Consider the following 15671-nt stretch of genomic DNA (forward strand, 5'->3'; position numbering starts at 1 on the left):
GCGTAGGTTCGCACCGGGTCCAGACCGCGCTGCGCGCAGGCCCAGGCGTACCAGCGGTTGCCGGTGGCGACATGACCGATCTCTTCGCGCAGGATGAGGTCCAGGATTTCACCGCCGCGCGCGTCACCGATGGACAGGAGCTTGGCCTTGACGGCGGGGGAAGCATCAAGGCCGCGCGCTTCCAGGGTGCGCGGCACCAAGGCCACCCGCGCCAGCAGGTCATCCCGGGTGCGCTCGGCCATCTGCCACAGGCCGTCATGGGCGGGGAAGTCTCCGTAGTCGAAACCGAGTGTTCGCAGATGGGCACGCAAGAGAGTGAAATGGTTCGCCTCCTCCCGCGCGACCTGCAGCCAGTCGCGGTAAAAAGCCTCGGGCAGGCCTGGAAAGCGCCAGCAGATGTCCAGCGCCAGGTCGATGGCGTTGCGCTCGATGTGGACGATGGAATGCACCAAGGCCGCATGACCGCGTGGTGTATTCAAGGCCCCGGGCTTGATCTGCGTGTGCGGCAGCAAGGGTGGTTTTTCGCCCCGGCCGGGTTGGCCCTCGGGGGCTTGGGTGTTGAAAACCGTGTCTGGGTCGAGGCGGCCGGCGCACAGATCCAGCGCGAGCACTTCGGCGGCCTTGGCAACGGGGTCGGCCAGGGTCAGCAGGCGCAGGCAGGTGGCGCGGAGTTCGGGGGCGCTGTTCATGGCTATCGATGTTAGCGGCGCACGCCGAGAGGCAGGGCGCAGGCCGTCCGCCTCATAGAGCGCTGCGCGCTCCGAAATCGGCGGCGCGGCCTGCGCCCTGCCTCTCGGCTGAACTGTTGGAATGCATCGGAGCCTACCTTGGCCCTCGCGTGCTCACCTCACCCTCGCGGGTGATGCTGCGCATGCAGCGTCTTGAGCCGCTCACGCGCCACGTGGGTGTAGATGGTGGTGGTGGAAATGTCGGCATGCCCCAACAGCATCTGCACCGCGCGCAGATCGGCACCGTGGTTGAGCAGGTGCGTGGCGAAGGCGTGGCGCAGGGTGTGGGGCGACAGGGGCGAAGTGACGCCCGCGATCACGGCGTACTTCTTCACCAGCGACCAGAACATCACGCGGGTCATGGCCTCGCCCGCGCGGCTGCCGCGCAAGGTGACGAAGAGGTCATCGGTCTGCTTGGCCGCGCGCGGCGATGCCCCGACCTGGCCCAGCAGCTCGGGGCGCGCCTCGTGCAGATAACGGCGCATCCAATCCGCGGCCACCTCGCCGAAGGGGACCAGGCGTTCCTTGCTGCCCTTGCCGGTCACGCGCAGCACATGTTCGTTCAGTCCGACGTTGAAGATCTTGAGCCCCACCAGCTCGCTCACGCGCAAGCCGCTGGCGTACATCAGCTCCAGCATGGCGCGGTCGCGCAAGCCCAGCGGCGTGGCCGCGTCCGGTGCGGCCAGCAAGGCCTCGACCTGCGCCTCGCTCAAGGTCTTGGGCACGCGCAGGGGCTGCTTGGCACTGAGCAGGCGCAAGGTCGGGTCGGCCTGGATGCGGCGCTCACGCACGGCCCAGCGGAAGTAACGCTTGAACACAGTCAGGCGCCGGTTGGCGGTGGTGGCGCGCGTCTGGGCATGCCGGGCGGCGAAGTAGGCGTTCAGGTCCGGCTCACCGCTGGCATCCAGGGTTTGGGACGCCTTTCCCTCGCGCGGTTCCGCCAGCCATCGGGCATACAGCGCGAGATCACGGCGGTAAGCCGCGAGGGTGTTGCGCGACAGGCCTTCCTCGAGCCAGAGCGCGTCGATGAAGGCGTCCACGGCATCGAGCGAGGCAGCGAGCGGTGCGGAAGTCATGGGCGCGATCATAAAAAAACGCCGCGCTGCATGCGGCAGCGCGGCGTTTGCGTGCGCGGGAACGCGCTCAGTCGCATCAGTCCAGCGTGAGCTTTTGCGTCTCCACGACCTTCTTGTAGACGGCCAGTTCAGCCTTGATCTGGTCGGCGAATTGCGCGGGCGAGTTGCCGACGACGAAGGAGCCGGTTTCCTCGATGCGCTTGCGCACGGCCGGGTCCTGCAGGGCCTTGAGCGTGGCGGCGTTGATTTTGTTGACGATGGCCGCCGGCGTACCCTTGGGCGCGAGCAGGCCGTAATAAGCCGGACGGTTGACGGCCTCGAAACCGACCTCCTTGAAAGTCGGCACATTGGGCAAGCTGGCCACGCGCTGGGGCGACGCCACGGCGATGGCCACCAGGCGGCCGCTGAGAATGTGCGGCAAGGCCGAGGGCAGGTTGTCGAACATGATCGGCACGTGACCGGCCACGATGTCGTTGAGCGCCGGGCCCGCGCCGGTGTAGGGAATGTGGACCAGGTCCAGGCCACTCTGGCTCTTGAACAACTCGGTCTGCAGATGGCCGATGCCGCCCGTGCCCGAGGAGGCGTAGGAGTACTTGCCGGGGTTCTTCTTGATTTCCTCCACGAAGCCCTTGAAGTCCTTGGCCGGGAAGCTCGGGTGGACCATGATCACATTGGGTGTGGCCGCGATGTTCACGATGGGCACGAAGTCCGTCAACGGGTTGTACTGGATCTTGGTGTTGATGGCCGGGTTGGCGGCCGTGGTGGACACGGTGGCCATGCCGATGAGGTAACCGTCCGGCGCCGCACGGGCCAGTTCGGTCGCGCCGACGACACCGCCACCGCCGGCCTTGTTCAGCACCACCACGCTCTGACCCAGCTCCTTGCCCAGAGGTTCGGCAATGGTGCGCGCGATGATGTCCGTCGTGCCACCCGGCGCGAAAGGCACCTGCAAGGTCACGGGCTTGGCCGGCCAAGCCTGTGCATGAGCTGCCGGACCGTAGGCCAGGGCAGCCAGGGCGGCGGCGCACGAAAGGGCGGTGACGAAGGAACGTCGCAGCAGCATGATCAGGTCTCCTGAAAACAAGGATGGAAGAGGAGCGGGCATTCTAGGTTGGGGCATCGCGCCGCGCACTCCGCAAAAACGCGCGCTCCAAAGGGAATTGCAGAAGTTGCTCGATTGCCCCCTGCGCGCATGACGCCGAGCGCTTGGACTTTGGCCCTTGAATCTGACGATGGCCTGACAGGCCCCGCATCGGTTCGGTGCGCGCTTGGCCCTGCCGGCGTGAGACAAGAGGCTTAAGGCATGAGGCAAGATGACAGCGACTGCTATCCTCGAGCGCGTGAACTACGCCGTCCTGCTCTTCCCCGACTTCTCCATGATCCTCTGCGGCTGGCTGCTGTGCCGCTACACCGCCTTGAACCGGCGGGTCTGGGAACCGGTGGAAAGCCTGGTCTACTACTTTTTGTTTCCAGTCCTGCTGTTCCACAGCATCGTCAAGAGCCCGATCCAGCTCGACGCCGATGCCAGCCTGGTGCTGGGCGGCTTGCTCATGACGGTTGTCGGAGTGCTGCTGACCCACGCCCTGCCCTGGCTCATGCGCTGGTGGCCAGGCACGCGAGAGGGCTTCAGCGCGCGCGACCACGCGGCCAGTGCGCAGGTGGCCTTCCGCTTCAATTCCTTCATCGCGCTGGGCCTGGCCGAGCGACTGGCCACACAGGGGCAGGACGGCCGCGGTCCATTGTTGATGGCCCTGCTGATCGGGGTGTGCGTGCCCCTGGTCAACGTGGCGGCGGTCTGGCCCATGGCGCGGCACGCGGGGCGCGGCGTGTTGCGTGAACTGGTTCGCAACCCCCTGATCATTGCCACCGTCTCGGGTCTGGCCTGCAACCTGCTGGGGCTGCGCGTGCCCGACTGGATTGCGCCCAGTCTCTCGCGCATTGGTGCGGCCTCACTCGCGCTCGGCCTGATGGCGGCGGGCGCGGGCATGCAGTTCGGCACACTGGCACGCAGCAAGGCACTCGCCGCGGGCGTGCTGACCGTGCGTCACCTGCTGCTGCCCCTGGTGGCCTTGGGCCTGTGCATCACGCTGCGTCTGGATACCGTGCAAGCGGCAACGCTGCTGCTGTTCTCCGCCCTGCCCACGGCTTCCAGCGCTTACGTGCTGGCGGCGCGCATGGGCTACAACGGGGCGCTGGTGGCGAGCATGGTCACGCTGTCGACCGCCCTGGGCGTGCTGAGCCTGCCTTACGCGCTCAGCCTACAGCGCCACTTTTTATAGAACTCAGAGGGCGCAGGAACGGAAGCCGCAGAAGAGGTGGTCCGCCTCGGGCGCGGCGTGGTGGCGGAACTTCGGATGCTCCAAGCGCAGGCGCGTGGCCAGCGAAGCGCCGCGCAGCACCTTGTGCCGCCCAAAAAAGGGCTCGGAATAGGCACGCCACGGGCCAGAGGCAAAACCCGGATAGCCCTCGAAAGTGCTGGCCGTCCACTCCCACACATCACCCCAGCGAAAACCCCGGCCAGAGGCTTGGTGCGCGGCCAGTTCCCACTCGACCTCGGTCGGCAGACGGCGCCCCGCCCAGCGGCACCAGGCATCGGCTTCCCACCAGGACAGGTGCATGACGGGCGACCACAGGGCCATGCGCAAGGTCTGGCCGAACCAGGATTGGAAGACGCCGCCATTGAGCGCGTCTCCGCGAACCGCGCCGATTTGCTGCACATGGCGCGGCGCGCGTCGGCCTTCGTCCTGCTTCTGCTGCACCTGCAGCCAGTCCCAGCCATCGGGCAACCAGAACTCGGGTCGGTCGTAACCGCCGTCCATGACGAACTCGACGTATTGGCTCCAGCCCACGGGCTGGGCGTCGATCTCGAACTCGGGCACGGCCACCTCGTGGGCCGGCATTTCGTTGTCGAAGGCGAAGCAGCCGCTTTCCGCCTTGCGGCTGTCGTCCCACCCCAGCTTCCAGCGGGTCGCTGGCACCGTGATCGGATCGAGCACGAGACCAGGCTTTGGCAAGGGCACGCGCAGCGGCCAGCCCAAGGTTTGCGCCATGTTGACCAGCACCTCGCCGCGCATGTCTTCGTGGAACAGCGCGAGGCGATAGAAATACAGCGCGTCGGCCTCGTCCGGCGTCATGGCCAGCAAATCCAGCGTGCTTTCCAGCGTCGATAGCAAGTAAGCCTTGATGTCGTCCAAGGGGGGCAAGGCGGCCTCCCAGCGGCGCGCGGGCGGCAGACCGGGCTCTCCCCAGAGCGCATCACCGCGCGGAAACGCCGAGGCCAGGGGCGGTGCCTGCGGGTCAGCGCGCGGGCCCTGGTGGCGCTGCAGATTGCGGCCAATCCAGCGCTCCTGAAACCAGCCAATGCGGCCCAGTTCCCACAGGGGTGGGTTGAGCACGGGCGCAAGCCCCGGCAGGTGCAGGCCCGGCACATTCGGCAACTCCAGCTCCTCCCCGCCCTCTTCCATGGCCTTCTGGAATTCGCCCATCAGGAAGAGCGTGTGGTTACGCGCGTCCATCAGCGCCAGGCTGAGCACGTCGCGTCCGGCACGGCGCAGATCGGCCCGACTGAGGTGCGACGTGGAAGACGGCAGGGGAAGTTCTTGCGCCATGCGAACCATTATGGGCCGATTCATGTCGGCCTTGCCTGGCTGCCTATCCAGGCTCTGACATGAGGAGAACGGCCCTCCCAAGGCACGTAACCACCCCGTAAAAACCCGAACAATCTGTCTCGTAGAATGGCCGGTTTGCCCGCTGTTCGTTTGTCTTTTCACAAAAAAGCCCAAGGTCGGCCAGCGGTTTTCAGTGACCCCTCACAGTGGGATATCCCATGCAGAAACTCCTGAAGTTCTCCAGACTGGTGGACACCGTGACGAGCAAGCTCGGCAGCCTGATCATCTGGTTGATCCTGGGCTCGACGGTGATCAGCGCCGCGAACGCCATCGTGCGCAAAGCCTTCGACAACAGCTCCAATGCCTTTCTTGAAATCCAGTGGTACCTGTTCTCGGCGTCCTTTCTGCTCGCCGCTGGATACACCCTGTTCAATGGCGAGCATGTGAAAATCGACCTGATCTACAACCGCTGGTCCAAGCGCGCGCGGATGTGGATCGACGTGTTCGGCTTCACCGTGTTCCTCACCCCCGTGTGCCTGGCGGTGCTGTACTTCAGCCTGCCTTTCTTCTGGCAAGCCTTTCGGTCCGGTGAGGTTTCGGGCAATGCCGGTGGCCTGATCCGCTGGCCCGTGTACCTGATGCTGCCCTTGGGGTTCACCTTGCTGCTGCTGCAAGGGTGGTCCGAGCTGATCAAGCGTCTGGCCTTCTTGAAGGGTCTGATCGACGACCCCACTCTCAAGAAAGGCGAGAAGACCGCCGAGGAAGAGCTGGCCGAAGTGATCCGCCAGCGCGAGGCCGAAGCGGCCGCCGCAGCCGCCGCCAAGAACTGAAGCGCGAAAGACCATCATCATGGAATTCATTGCAACCAACATGGCCCCGATCATGTTCGCGGGCCTGATCGCATTTCTGCTGATCGGCTTTCCCCTGGCCTTCAGCCTCGGCGCCTGCGGCCTGTTCTTCGGCTTCATCGGCATCGAGATGGGCATCCTGCCCGAGGCGCTGATGCAGGCCCTGCCGCTGCGCATCTTCGGCATCATGCAGAACGACACGCTGCTGGCCATTCCCTTCTTCACGCTGATGGGCCTCATCCTGGAGCGCTCGGGCATGGCGGAAGACCTGCTGGACACCGTCGGCCAGGTCTTCGGCCCGGTGCGTGGTGGCCTGGCTTTCGCGGTGATCCTGGTCGGCGCGTTGCTGGCCGCGACCACCGGCGTGGTGGCCGCCTCCGTGATCTCGATGGGCCTGATCTCCCTGCCCATCATGCTGCGCTATGGCTACGACCGCCGCATCGCCTCCGGCACCATCGTGGCCTCGGGCACGCTGGCGCAGATCATCCCGCCGTCCCTGGTGCTCATCGTGCTGGCCGACCAGCTGGGCCGCAGCGTGGGCGACATGTACAAGGGCGCCTTCGTGCCGGGCTTCATGCTGGTGGGCTTCTACGTGCTGCTGATCGTCTTGCTGGCCATCTTCAAACCCAAGATGGTGCCCGCACTGCCGCCCGAAGCACGCACCTTCCGCGAGCCCAACGGCGACAGCGGCTACCTGTCCCTGCTGCTGCTGACGATCGCGTCAACCGCGATAGCCCTGGTCTTCGCCGATCACTACGCCGCCGTGCACAGCTGGTGGAAGGGTGAAGTGGTCGAGCACGTCGCCAAGGACGAAACCATCGTGGTCTCGCTCTGCGCCGGCGTGGCGCTGGCCTTCGTGCTGGCGCTGGCCAACAAGGTGGCACGCCTGGGCCTGCTGTCCAAGCTGGCCGAGCGCGTGACCTTCGTGCTGGTGCCGCCCCTGCTGCTGATCTTCCTGGTGCTGGGCACGGTGTTCCTGGGCGTGGCCACGCCAACCGAAGGTGGCGCCATGGGTGCCGTCGGTGCATTCATCCTGGCCGTCGCGCGCCGCCGCCTGTCTCTGACCCTGCTCAAGCAGGCGTTGAACGCCACGACCAAGCTGTCTTGCTTCGTGCTCTTCATCCTGATCGGCGCGACCATCTTCGGCCTGACCTTCCAAGGCGTGGACGGCCCGCGCTGGGTCGAACACCTTCTGTCCGGCCTGCCAGGCGGCCAGCTGGGCTTCCTGATCGTGGTCAACCTGATGGTCTTCTTCCTGGCCTTCTTCCTCGACTACTTTGAGCTGGCCTTCATCGTGGTGCCTCTGGTCGCCCCGGTGGCCGATAAGCTGGGCATTGACCTCGTGTGGTTCGGCGTCCTGCTGGCGGTGAACATGCAGACCAGCTTCATGCATCCGCCCTTCGGCTTCGCGCTGTTCTACCTGCGCAGCGTCGCGCCCGACAAGGAATACACCGACAAGGTGACGAAGAAGCGCATCGCGCCGGTCACGACGGGCCAGATCATCATGGGCGCCCTGCCCTTCGTGTTCATCCAGTTGGTGATGGTGGGCCTGATCATCGCCTTCCCCGGCATCGTCTCCCGCGACAAGCCGCCAGTGCTGGACCTGGAGCATGTGGAGATCAACATCCCCAACGCTGACTTCGGGGGCGCCGGCGGCAGCGACCCGCTGAACCCGGACTCGGGTTCAGACCCTCAGTTCGAAACCCCGAACTTCAAAGACGACGCGCCGCTGGAGATTCCCAAGGAGTAAGTCGGATCCGATGCAGCCACCCGCCCCGCGGGTCGCCCCTCCAGGGTCGCAGGACGCCGCAAGGCGTCCTTTTTTTTGACCCTTGGGCGCGTGATGTGCACGCCGCAGGGCCCACACCGCCGAGCTCGGTAGGAATGACCCGAGGAACCTTGCCCTCGAAATGGCCGCCCGCCCACACATTGCCTCTCGGCAACTGGACCGCGCGGACTGCGCACATCCGAAAGGAACGGGGACACGTCTTCATCGTGCAGGCGTCCCGTCCAGCCCTTTTCATGCCTTGGCCCGGTCGGCGCTGTCTGGCCAACCTCATTCGACGGCAAAAAAAGCCCCGCCGGTGACCCAGCGGGGCTTGATTCAGAGTCTCAATCTTAGGGTTAAGGGGACGGGCCGATGCGGCCCGCCTCCTCAGAAGCCCTTGATGCTTTGCATGAAGCCGTCAAAACGCGCTTCGTTCACGCGGAACCAGAACAGTTGGTCACGCTGGAACTTGCGGTAGTCGTCGTAAATCTTCTTCCACTGCGGGTTCTTCTGGTCCAGCTCCGCGTAAACCTCCATCGCCGCCTTGTACGACGCTTGCAGCACCGTCGTCGGGAACGGCAGCACCTTCACGCCCGAAGCGGCGATCTGCTTGAGTGCCGTCGGGTTGAAGGCGTCGTACTTGGCCTGCATGTCCACGTGCGCATACCCCGAAGCAGCGTCGATCATCGCCTTGTACTCGGCCGGCAGCGCTTCATAGGCCTTGTTGTTGACATAGAAGCTGACCTCCAGGCCACCTTCCCACCAGCCGGGGTAGTGGTAGAAGGGCGCCACCTTGCCCAGGCCCAGCTTCTGGTCGTCGTAGGGACCGATCCATTCGGCGGCGTCGATCGTGCCCTTCTCCAACGCCTGGTAGATCTCACCGCCGGGAATGTTCTGCGGCACACCGCCCATGCGCTCGATCACGCGGCCAGCGAAACCGCCCACGCGGAACTTCAAACCCTTGATGTCGGCCGGGCTCTTGATTTCCTTGCGGTACCAGCCGCCCATTTGCGCACCGGTGTTGCCGCCTTGGAAGCTGATGATGTTGTAGGCGGCGTAGAACTCGTTGACGAGCTTACGACCATGGCCATGGTTCATCCAAGCCGTCATCTGGCGGCTGTTCATGCCAAAGGGAATGGCGCCACCGATGGCGAAGGCTTCGTTCTTGCCAAAAAAATAATACGGGGCGGTGTGCGCGATTTCCGTGGTACCGCTCTGCACGCCATCCACGACGCCCAGCGCGGGCATCAATTCACCTGCCGCGTGCACCGAGATTTCGAAACGGCCGCCGGACATTTCCTTGATCTTGCGGGCAAACACTTCGGCGCCACCGTAGATGGTGTCCAGGGCCTTGGGGAAGCTGGAAGCCAGGCGCCAGCGGATGGCGGGCGTCTGCGCCTGCACGGCCGGGGCCACGCCTGCGGCCAGTACACCAGCGAGGCCGGTATTTTTAATGAGGGAACGACGATCCATTCAAACAATCTCCAAAGAGATGACACAAAGGGCGACGATTTTATAAGTGCCCCCTCTGTCGCGCGCCGCTGCGGGTGCGTTCCACCTGGGCGCCAAGGGACATGCACGCGCGATCGGCGCGGCATCCACGGACCGTGGCCACGGTCCGTTCACGCCTTCAGCGCGCGACCACCTTCAACGCGGGCTTGTGCGCCGTGGCCGCGGTCAGTTCAGGGAAACGCGCCACGATGGCGCCTTCGATGCCGGTGGCATCCAGCCCCTGCAGCGCCAGCAACTTGGCCGGGTCACCGTGCTCGATGAAACGATCGGGCAGGCCCAGCTGCAGCAAGGGCATGGACAAGCCCGCGGCCTGCAACGCCTCGCTCACGGCGCTGCCCGCGCCACCCATGACCACGCCCTCCTCGACCGTGACCAGCGCCTCGTGCCTTGCGGCCACATCCCGCAGCATGTCGGTGTCCAAGGGTTTGGCCCAGCGCATGTTGACGACGGTGGCATCGAGTTTTTCGGCGGCCTCTAGCGCCGGATACAGCAAGGTGCCAAAGGCCAGGATGGCGATGCCCCTCTTCGTTGCTTCGGACTCACCGCCCGCGCGCCAGCGGCGCACTTCGCTCTTGCCGTAGGGCAAAGGCTCGAGATCGGACAGGGGTGCCACTCCCGCGCCCGCGCCGCGCGGATAGCGCACCGCCACGGGATGATTCTGGGCGTAGGCCGTGCTCAGCAACTGGCGGCACTCGCGCTCATCGGCTGGACAGGCGACCGCCATGTTCGGGATGCAGCGCAGGAAAGGAATGTCAAAGGCGCCAGCGTGCGTGGCGCCGTCCGCGCCCACGAGGCCCGCACGGTCCAGCGCGAAGACCACGGGCAGGTTTTGCAGCGCCACGTCGTGGATGAGCTGGTCGTAACCGCGCTGCAGGAAGGTGCTGTAGATCGCCACGACGGGCTTGATCCCCTCGCAGGCCATGCCGGCCGCAAGCGTGACGGCGTGTTGCTCGGCGATACCCACGTCGTAATAACGACCGGGGAAGCGTTGGTGGAATTCCACCATGCCCGAGCCCTCGCGCATGGCCGGCGTGATGCCGACCAGGCGCATGTCCTGCTCGGCCATGTCGCACAGCCACTGGCCGAAGACCTGGGTGAAGGTCTGCTTCGGCGGCGTCGTGGGCTTGACCAGACCGACCGCTGGATCAAACTTGCCAGGGCCATGGTAGGCCACGGGATCGGCCTCGGCCAATTTGTACCCTTGGCCTTTTTTCGTCACCACGTGCAGGAACTGTGGCCCGCTGAGCTGCTTGATGTTCTCGAGCGTGGGGATCAGCGAATCCAGATCATGCCCGTCAATGGGGCCGATGTAATTGAAGCCGAACTTCTCGAACAAGGTCGCGGGCACGACCATGCCCTTGGCCTGTTCCTCCAGGCGCTTGGCCAGCTCAAACAACGGCGGTGCGGCCTTGAGCACGCTCTTGCCGACCTGCTTGGCGGCCGAGTAAAAACGGCCGCTCATCAACTGCGCCAGGTAACGGTTGAGCGCGCCCACGGGCGGGCTGATGCTCATGTCGTTGTCGTTGAGGATGACGAGCAGGCGACAGTCTTCCACGCCCCCGTGATTGAGCGCCTCGAAGGCCATGCCGGCCGTCATCGCGCCGTCGCCGATCACGGCGATGGCGTGGCGGTCCTCGCCCTTCTGCCGCGCCGCCAGTGCCATGCCCAGCGCGGCGGAAATCGAGGTGCTGCTGTGCGCGGTGCCGAAGACGTCGTAGGCACTCTCGCTGCGCAGCGGAAAGCCGCTGATGCCGCCCAACTGACGCAGGCTGCCCATGCGCTCGCGCCGGCCAGTCAAGATTTTGTGCGGATAAGTCTGGTGCCCCACGTCCCACACCAGCCGGTCATTCGGCGTGTTGAAGACGTAATGCAAGGCCACGGTGAGTTCGACCGTGCCAAGGTTGGAGCTCAGATGACCACCGGTCTTGGACACGCTTTCAAGCACGAAGGCGCGCAACTCGTCGGCCAGGGGTTTGAGCTGCGAGCGCGGCAACTGGCGCAGGTCCGCGGGATCGTTGATGGTGTTCAACAGGGAATGGCTCATGTCCGATACCTCGACTCTCAATGCGCGCGCTCCACCACGAGATCGGCCAGCGCCCGCAGGGCACGGGTCTGGTCCAACTCGCTGGACTGGTTGGGACTCAAGTTCCGCAAACGCGCCAGCGCGGCCAGGGCCTGCGCATGCAGTTCACGCGCATGGGCCTGGGCGCGCGCCAGGCCCAGCAAGGACACATAGGTGGGCTTGTCCTGCACGGCGTCCTTGCCCGCTGTCTTGCCCAGGGTGGCGCTGTCGGCCGTGACATCCAGGATGTCATCCACCACCTGGAAGGCCAGGCCGATGGCCGCGCCGTAATCGCTCAGCGCCGCTTGCTGCGCCTGAGTCGGATGACCACAGGCCGCGCCCATCATCACACTGGCCTGGAGCAAAGCGCCCGTTTTCAGGCGATGCATCTGCCGCAGTCGTTCTTCGTCCAACTTCACACCCACGCTGGCCAGGTCGATGGCCTGTCCGCCCGCCATGCCCGAACTGCCCGCCGCGCGAGCCAGCAGTCGGCACAAGCGGGCCTGCATGCCCACGGGCACGGCGACCTCGTCGTCCGGCGTGAGCAATTCAAACGCCAGCGCTTGCAAGGCATCCCCCGCGAGCAAGGCCTGGGCTTCGCCGAATTGGACATGGACGGTGGGCTTGCCCCGGCGCAGCACATCGTTGTCCATGCACGGCATGTCGTCGTGCACAAGGGAGTAGGCGTGGATCAATTCCGTCGCGCACGCGGCGCGCAAGGCAGCGTCCGCCTCCCCGCGCACAGCCTCGCAGGCGGCCAGCACCAGCAATGGGCGCAGGCGCTTACCGCCGTCGAGCACTGCGTAGCGCATGGCCAAGCCGAGCACTACATCCAGGTGCTCGGGCTCGTCGACGCCCACCCACTCCTGGAGCGCGTGCTCGACGCGCGTCAGGCGCTCGTCCATCCAGGCGCGCATGCTCCACTCAGGCACGGGCTTCACTCGGGTGTCCATGTCTTGAGCATGCCGTCGTCGAGCACCTTGATCTGCGACTCCACCGCTTCGAGCCGGCCTCGGCAAAACTGCAAGATCTCGGCGCCGCGCTGGTACGCAGCCAGCAATTGCTCCAGGGGCAACTCGCCAGACTCGAGGCGGACCACCAGCTGCTCGAGCTCACGCATCGCTTCTTCGTAAGTGGCCGGCATCGCGGGGGTACCGGACTCGGAAGCGGCGGCGGATGGGGAGGGTGCCTTCGGCATGTAAAGGGTGTGGAACTAAAGGATCGGGCATTTTAGGCGTTACGGCGCATGGAACGGACTCACCCGGGACCTCAAAGCGCACGATGTGCAAAGCCCTTGTGCCCCGCTGCGAGATAAAGCTTGCCCCCGACAACCCCGGGGGTACAATCGCGCCTCTTTTTCGCCTTGGTTCGTGGCGCACTTGGGCTCTAGCTCACGCGGGGAGCCCCGAGGATCAAATCGCCGCGAACTTTTCCCTCACTCTCACGCTCCCAAGCGTGCCAACCTCCAGTACCTTCCAACCAGAAGGGGGGAGCTTTAGGTCAGGACACCATGTCTGATTTAAGCCTTCGACTGCAGCAGGCGCACAGCCAGTTACCCGTCACCAGCTATTTCGACGAGGCGCTGTTTCAGCGTGAGATGACAGAGCTCTTTGGCCGTGGCCCACGTTACGTGGGTCACGCGGCCAGCGTTCCCGAGGTCGGGGACTACCACGTACTGACCCACGAAGGCAATGGACGCGTGCTGGTGCGCCAGCGCGATGGCTCCATCACCCTGCAATCGAATGTCTGCCGCCATCGGCAGGCGGTGATGCTTCAGGGCCGGGGCAATCTCCAGCACGAAGGCAAGGGCCATGCGGGAGGCAACATCGTCTGCCCCCTGCACCGTTGGACGTATTCAGGCAGCGGCCAGCTCATTGGCGCGCCGCACTTCGCGCAAGATCCCTGCCTGCACCTGAGCCAGTATCGGCTGCAGGAATGGAATGGTCTGCTGTTCGAGGATGGTCTGCTCAACAGCCCGACGGGCGGCGGCCGTGACATCGCCGCTGACCTGGCGGGCATGGGCCCGCGCGCGGAACTGGACTTCAGCGGCTACACGCTGGACCGGGTGGAACTGCACGAGTGCAATTACAACTGGAAGACCTTCATCGAGGTCTATCTGGAGGACTACCACGTCGGTCCCTTCCATCCGGGGCTGGGCCGATTCGTGACTTGCGACGATCTGCAGTGGGAGTTCAAGGAGCATTACTCCGTGCAGACCGTGGGCGTGTCCGAGGCGTTCGAGCGCCCCGGCTCACCAACGTACCGGCGCTGGCACGATGCACTGCTGAAGTACCGCAACGGACAGAAGCCGGAACGCGGTGCGATTTGGCTGACCTACTACCCTCACATCATGGTGGAGTGGTACCCGCATGTGCTGACCGTCTCCACCCTGCACCCCATCAGCGTCGACAAGACGCTGAACAAGGTGGAGTTCTATTACCCCGAGGAAATCACCGCTTTTGAACGCGAGTTCGTTGAAGCCCAGCAGGCCGCCTACATGGAGACCTGCATCGAAGATGACGAGATCGCCGAGCGCATGGACGCGGGCCGCAAAGCCTTGATGCTGCGCGGACAGAACGAAGTCGGTCCTTACCAGAGCCCAATGGAAGACGGCATGCAGCATTTCCACGAGTGGTATCGCAGGCAATTGGGGCTCTGAGACTCCGAGGCGAAAGTCGGCGCGGCACGCAAGCGCCCATGGCCAGACCCGCATTGGGTCTGCCGAGCGCTGGGTGCGGGGACACGGGGTGACGCGGCGCGAACCCATTTCCGGGTGTAATACAGACTTAGCAACTTTGCGGTGCCCTCCCGGTCCGCTTTCCTATGCAAGCCCTCTGGATGGTTCTGGGTGCCTTCTTCTTCGCCACCATGGGCGTGGCGGTGAAGTACGCGTCCACCTCGTTCAATACCTTCGAACTGGTTTTCTACCGCAGCATCATCAGCATGGTCTTCCTGGGACTGGTGCTGCGCAGGCAAGGCGTCAAGCTGCCCACCCCCGTGCCGGGCATGCATGTCTGGCGCAGCCTGGTCGGCGGTTTCTCGATGATCTCGTGGTTCTACGCCATCGCCCACTTGCCGCTTGCCACGGCCATGACGCTGAACTACATGAGCAGCATCTGGGTGGCGGCGTTCATCATCGGCGGCGCGCTGCTGACCACGGTCAGTCTGGCCCAGGCGCAGCGCCAGGGGCCCATGCTGTTCATTGTTCTGCTGGGTTTCGGCGGCGTGATCTTGGTGCTGCGTCCCACCATCGACCACGACCAGTTGCTGGCCGGCCTGATCGGCCTGCTGTCCGGCATTGGGGGTGCGCTGGCCTACATGCAAGTCACGGCCCTGGGCAAAGTGGGCGAGCCAGAAGGACGCACGGTGTTTTACTTCGCGGTCGGTACCTTGGTCATGGGTCTGATTGGTTGCGCCATCGTGGGCTTCACGCCCTGGTCGCAAGTGAGCTGGCGGGCCGCGGCCTGGCTGGTGCCGATCGGCATCCTGGCCTCGCTGGGCCAATGGTGCATGACCCGCGCCTACAGCCGGGGCCACACACTCACGGTGGCCAGCCTGCAATATTCCGGCATCGTGTTTGCCTGCCTCTACAGCCTGATGCTGTTCGGCGACGAGCTGCCGCTTTCGGGTTGGATGGGCATCGCACTGATCCTGGCCACTGGAGTGGCCGCGATTCTGCTGCGCGAACGCACCGTGCCCAACACTCCCGCCGAAGAACATTGATGCCCTGCCTTTGCCCGAACCCACCATGCGCCACACGACCCTGATCTCCGCCACCGAACTTCAAAGTCTGCTGCGCGAGCGCAAGCCGGTGATGATCTTCGACTGCAGCTTCGACCTGGCACAGCCCGCGGAAGGCGACGCACAGTTCGAGCGCCTGCGCATCGCGGGCGCCGTGCGTGCCGACCTGGATCGGCACCTCAGCGCCAAGGAAGCAGCACAGACCCATGGCGTGGGCAAGGCCGCTCCCATGGCGGCCTCGGGCGGCCGCCATCCGCTGCCCCAGCGCGAGGTCTTCGCGCAATGGCTGACCCGCATCGGTTTCCACAGCGACATGCAGGCGGGGGGG

At 65.0% G+C, this 15671-nt stretch carries 13 protein-coding genes and 1 pseudogene; 6 read left to right on the forward strand and 8 right to left on the reverse strand.

From position 1 onward, the window contains the following. The 3 genes from HGR_RS15740 to HGR_RS15750 form a co-directional block, all read right to left on the reverse strand. Positions 1 to 689, reverse strand: a 689-nt coding sequence (locus HGR_RS15740; RefSeq protein ID WP_006299363.1) for a ferritin-like domain-containing protein, incomplete at its 3' end; no start/stop codon positions are given. Between the two features lie 158 nt (positions 690 to 847). After that, positions 848 to 1804, reverse strand: a complete 957-nt coding sequence (gene xerD / locus HGR_RS15745; RefSeq protein ID WP_039853862.1) for a site-specific tyrosine recombinase XerD — start codon at positions 1802 to 1804, stop codon at positions 848 to 850. Positions 1805 to 1880: 76 nt separating this feature from the next. Next, entirely contained in the window at positions 1881 to 2867 is a 987-nt protein-coding gene (locus HGR_RS15750; RefSeq protein ID WP_006299365.1) for a tripartite tricarboxylate transporter substrate binding protein BugE, read from the reverse strand. Between the two features lie 250 nt (positions 2868 to 3117). Between HGR_RS15750 and HGR_RS15755 the strand changes: the two genes are divergently transcribed. Next, positions 3118 to 4083, forward strand: a complete 966-nt coding sequence (locus HGR_RS15755) for an AEC family transporter (protein WP_193365428.1) — start codon at positions 3118 to 3120, stop codon at positions 4081 to 4083. A 3-nt stretch (positions 4084 to 4086) separates the two neighbouring features. On the opposite strand, the gene HGR_RS15760 is transcribed toward HGR_RS15755, so the two are convergent. Next, the gene (locus HGR_RS15760) at positions 4087 to 5421 is read right to left on the reverse strand and encodes an SUMF1/EgtB/PvdO family nonheme iron enzyme (protein ID WP_006299367.1); all 1335 of its coding nucleotides are present in this window, start codon (positions 5419 to 5421) and stop codon (positions 4087 to 4089) included. A 209-nt stretch (positions 5422 to 5630) separates the two neighbouring features. Here HGR_RS15760 and HGR_RS15765 point away from each other — a divergent pair, with 209 nt between their 5' ends. Together HGR_RS15765 and HGR_RS15770 are read left to right on the forward strand one after the other, a co-directional pair. Then, positions 5631 to 6242 (forward strand): TRAP transporter small permease subunit, encoded by a 612-nt coding sequence (locus tag HGR_RS15765; RefSeq protein WP_006299368.1) that lies wholly within the window; start codon positions 5631 to 5633, stop codon positions 6240 to 6242. A 19-nt stretch (positions 6243 to 6261) separates the two neighbouring features. Next, the gene (locus HGR_RS15770) at positions 6262 to 8010 is read left to right on the forward strand and encodes a TRAP transporter large permease (RefSeq protein WP_006299369.1); all 1749 of its coding nucleotides are present in this window, start codon (positions 6262 to 6264) and stop codon (positions 8008 to 8010) included. Between the two features lie 405 nt (positions 8011 to 8415). Here the strand turns inward: HGR_RS15770 and HGR_RS15775 are convergent, their stop codons facing one another. The 4 genes from HGR_RS15775 to HGR_RS15790 all read right to left on the reverse strand — a co-directional run bounded on the left by HGR_RS15775 (position 8416) and on the right by HGR_RS15790 (position 12800). Continuing rightward, positions 8416 to 9501, reverse strand: a complete 1086-nt coding sequence (locus tag HGR_RS15775; RefSeq protein WP_006299370.1) for a TRAP transporter substrate-binding protein — start codon at positions 9499 to 9501, stop codon at positions 8416 to 8418. 157 nt (positions 9502 to 9658) lie between these two features. After that, positions 9659 to 11584: a 1-deoxy-D-xylulose-5-phosphate synthase gene (gene dxs, locus HGR_RS15780; protein WP_006299371.1), complete on the reverse strand. Its 1926-nt coding sequence runs from the start codon at positions 11582 to 11584 to the stop codon at positions 9659 to 9661. 17 nt (positions 11585 to 11601) lie between these two features. Then, complete coding sequence (locus HGR_RS15785) at positions 11602 to 12555, reverse strand: polyprenyl synthetase family protein (protein ID WP_081463571.1); 954 nt, start codon at positions 12553 to 12555, stop codon at positions 11602 to 11604. After that, the gene (locus HGR_RS15790; protein ID WP_039853858.1) at positions 12540 to 12800 is read right to left on the reverse strand and encodes an exodeoxyribonuclease VII small subunit; all 261 of its coding nucleotides are present in this window, start codon (positions 12798 to 12800) and stop codon (positions 12540 to 12542) included. The genes HGR_RS15785 and HGR_RS15790 overlap by 16 nt, the downstream gene beginning before the upstream one ends. Positions 12801 to 13112: 312 nt before the next feature. Between HGR_RS15790 and HGR_RS15795 the strand changes: the two genes are divergently transcribed. The 3 genes and pseudogenes from HGR_RS15795 to HGR_RS15805 form a co-directional block, all read left to right on the forward strand. After that, the gene (locus HGR_RS15795) at positions 13113 to 14261 is read left to right on the forward strand and encodes an aromatic ring-hydroxylating oxygenase subunit alpha (RefSeq protein WP_006299374.1); all 1149 of its coding nucleotides are present in this window, start codon (positions 13113 to 13115) and stop codon (positions 14259 to 14261) included. A gap of 164 nt (positions 14262 to 14425) precedes the next feature. Beyond that, the gene (locus tag HGR_RS15800) at positions 14426 to 15325 is read left to right on the forward strand and encodes a DMT family transporter (protein WP_039853859.1); all 900 of its coding nucleotides are present in this window, start codon (positions 14426 to 14428) and stop codon (positions 15323 to 15325) included. A gap of 25 nt (positions 15326 to 15350) precedes the next feature. After that, a pseudogene (locus HGR_RS15805) lies at positions 15351 to 15671 on the forward strand (sulfurtransferase); the annotation flags it as partial.

The organism is Hylemonella gracilis ATCC 19624 (genome assembly GCF_000211835.1).
GTDB classification, from domain to species: Bacteria; Pseudomonadota; Gammaproteobacteria; order Burkholderiales; family Burkholderiaceae_C; genus Hylemonella; species Hylemonella gracilis.